This window comes from Bradyrhizobium sp. (assembly GCF_016462955.1).
In the GTDB taxonomy this organism is placed as follows: domain Bacteria; phylum Pseudomonadota; class Alphaproteobacteria; order Rhizobiales; family Xanthobacteraceae; genus Bradyrhizobium.
The window spans coordinates 1-2888 of sequence record NZ_JAEMSD010000466.1; the positions used below are offsets into that span (position 1 = coordinate 1).

The 2888-nt window shown below is 65.7% G+C and carries 3 protein-coding genes; all 3 read right to left on the reverse strand.

The annotated features are described in order from the left end of the window. Positions 1–126 precede the first annotated feature (126 nt). The 3 genes from aroC to fabI all read right to left on the reverse strand — a co-directional run bounded on the left by aroC (position 127) and on the right by fabI (position 2815). A complete protein-coding gene (aroC, locus tag JHD07_RS31785) occupies positions 127–1215 on the reverse strand; it encodes a chorismate synthase (RefSeq protein WP_291629345.1) in 1089 nt (362 codons plus the stop codon). 172 nt (positions 1216–1387) lie between these two features. After that, a complete protein-coding gene (locus JHD07_RS31790) occupies positions 1388–1987 on the reverse strand; it encodes a histidine phosphatase family protein (RefSeq protein WP_291629348.1) in 600 nt (199 codons plus the stop codon). Between the two features lie 12 nt (positions 1988–1999). Further along, positions 2000–2815, reverse strand: a complete 816-nt coding sequence (gene fabI, locus JHD07_RS31795; RefSeq protein WP_291629349.1) for an enoyl-ACP reductase FabI — start codon at positions 2813–2815, stop codon at positions 2000–2002. Positions 2816–2888: the final 73 nt, after the last annotated feature.

Below are 2888 nucleotides of genomic sequence, written 5' to 3' on the forward strand. Positions count from 1 at the left end.
CTGGAGCTCGGAGCTGTTCATGGCCGCATTTGCGAACGAAGTCGCGGGGCCGTCAAGCTGCGCGGCGGGGTGGTGTCGCGACATGAACGGGTTTGCATCTCTCCCCGTTTGGGAGAGGTGAGGACCTCAACGCCCCACCTGGCCGCGATCGCGCAGGAAGTGATCCGCCAGCACGCAAGCCATCATGGCCTCGCCGACGGGGACCGCACGGATGCCGACACAGGGATCGTGCCGGCCCTTGGTGAAGATCTCGGTCTCGGCCCCCTGCCGATCGACGGTGAGACGCGGCTGCAGGATCGACGAGGTCGGCTTCACCGCGAAGCGCACCACCACCGGCTGTCCGGTGGAGATGCCTCCCAGCACGCCGCCGGCATGGTTGGACAGAAACCGCGTGCCGTCATTGCCGGTGCGCATCTCGTCGGCGTTCTCTTCGCCGGTGAGCTCGGCAGCGCCAAAACCGGCGCCGATCTCGACGCCCTTGACGGCGTTGATCGACATCATCGCGGCCGCGAGGTCGGAATCGAGCTTGGCGTAGATCGGGGCGCCGAGACCTGCCGGCACGCCCTCGGCGACGATTTCGATCACCGCGCCGATCGAGGAGCCGCTCTTGCGGATGCCGTCGAGATAGGTCTCGAAGAACGCGGCCTTGTCCTTGTCCGGGCAGAAGAACGGGTTGTTGGCGATCTCGTCCCAATTCCACTTGTCGCGATCGATCTTGTGCGGGCCCATCTGCACCAGGGCACCCCGCACCTTGACGTCGGGCAGCACCTTTCGCGCGATGGCGCCGGCGGCAACGCGCATCGCGGTCTCGCGCGCCGAGGAGCGCCCGCCGCCGCGATAATCGCGCAGGCCGTATTTGGCTTCATAGGTGAAGTCGGCGTGACCGGGCCGAAACTTGTCCTTGATCTCGGAATAGTCCTTCGAACGCTGGTCGGTGTTCTCGATCAGCAGCCCGATCGGGGTGCCGGTCGTCACCTGCACGCCGGTCTCCGGATGCGCCATCACGCCGGACAGGATCTTCACCTGGTCCGGCTCCTGGCGCTGAGTGGTGAAGCGCGACTGGCCGGGTCGGCGGCGCTCGAGATCCTTCTGGATGTCGGCCTCGGTGAGCGGGATCATGGGCGGGCAGCCGTCGACCACGCAGCCGATCGCGACCCCATGGCTTTCGCCGAAGGTGGTGACGCGGAACATGTGGCCGAAGGTGTTGAAGGACATCGCTGCTCGCGGGTTCGTTCGAGCGTGTGGTAACGCGCTCTCGATGAGGGGTCAAATGGCCGCTATTCATCATGGCCGGGCCTGTCCCGGCCATCCACGTTCTTAGTTCGGGAAGTAAAGTGCGTGGATGCCCGGGACAAGCCCGGGCATGACGGCGGGGATGCGGCCGCGCCTAACTAAACTTCTCCAGCCGCCCGTCCCGGAATACGTAGACGGCGCCCTGCTCGATATAGAGCTCGGCGGCGCTGGCGGGGGTCTCGAGGCCCAAGGCCACCATCAGGGCGCGGCAGGTCCCGCCATGGGCCACGGCAACGGTATCGACCAGAAGCGACTCGTACCAGTCGAGCATGCGCAGCTGCACCGCCGCATAGGTCTCCCCACCCGCAGGCCCCACGGTCCATTTGTCGGCGAGGCGCCTTGCATAGATGTCCGGATCCTGCGCCTCGCTCTCGGCCAGCGTCAGTCCTTCCCAGGTGCCGTAGCCGATCTCGCGCAGACGATCGTCGAGCGCGTAATCGGCTGGCGGCAATTCGAGCTTGCCGCGTGCGAGCTCCATGGTCTGGCGCGCACGGCCGAGCGGGCTCGACACGTAAGGCAGCGCGGCCTTGTCGCACCCGTCGCGCTTGAACAGGTCGCCCAGAATGCCGCCGGCCTGCACGGCCTGGCCGCGGCCGCGCGCGTTCAGCGGAATGTCCCTGTTGCCCTGAAGCCTGCCGAGCGCATTCCACTCGGTCTCGCCGTGGCGAAGATAGTAGATCGTAGGCTTGGGCATTTCAGCTCAAGGTCAGTCCTTGCCGCCAAGCGAGATATCAGGCGCATCCGGCCGCTTCATGCCAAGCACGTGATAGCCGGAATCGACATGGTGCACCTCGCCGGTGACGCCGCGCGAGAGATCGGAGAGGAAATACAGCGCGCTGCCGCCGACGTCCTCGGTCGAGACGTTGCGCCGCAGCGGCGCGTTGGCCTCGTTCCACTTCAGGATATAGCGGAAGTCGCCGATGCCGGACGCCGCCAGCGTCTTGATCGGCCCCGCCGAGATCGCGTTGACGCGGATGTTCTTCTCGCCGAGGTCGGCGGCGAGATAGCGCACGCTGGCTTCCAGCGCCGCCTTGGCCACGCCCATCACGTTGTAATGCGGCATCCACTTCTCGGCGCCGTAGTAGGAGAGCGTGATCAGCGAGCCGCCATCGATCATCAGCTTCTCGGCGCGCTGCGCCACCGCCGTGAACGAATAGCAGGAGATCAGCATGGACTTGGAAAAGTTCTCCTGCGTGGTATCGACGTAGCGGCCGTCGAGCTGCTCGCCATAGGCAATCGCGTGCACCAGGAAATCGATCTTGCCCCACTTCTCCTTCAGCACCGCGAAGACGGCGTCAATGGTCGCGGCATCCGTGACGTCGCAATGGCCAAGCACGAGGCCGCCGATCTCGGCGGCGAGCGGCTCGACGCGCTTCTTCAGCGCATCGCCCTGGTAGGTGAAGGCGAGCTCGGCACCGGCCGCGTGGCACGCCTTGGCGATGCCCCAGGCGATCGAGCGGTTGTTGGCGACGCCGAGGACGACCCCGCGCTTGCCCTGCATCAGACCAGAATTCTGCGCCATTTTTGCACGTCCCGTCGAACTCTCGTTGAGGTCTGGAGGTACACCAGCCCTTCTTCGCGGTACAGTCCTAATA

Bases quoted from the DNA above. Each gene is read 5' to 3' on its own strand.
- aroC (WP_291629345.1), bottom strand. From the start codon at position 1,215: ATGTCCTTCAACACCTTCGGCCACATGTTCCGCGTCACCACCTTCGGC.
- JHD07_RS31790 (WP_291629348.1), bottom strand. From the start codon at position 1,987: ATGCCCAAGCCTACGATCTACTATCTTCGCCACGGCGAGACCGAGTGG.
- fabI (WP_291629349.1), bottom strand. From the start codon at position 2,815: ATGGCGCAGAATTCTGGTCTGATGCAGGGCAAGCGCGGGGTCGTCCTC.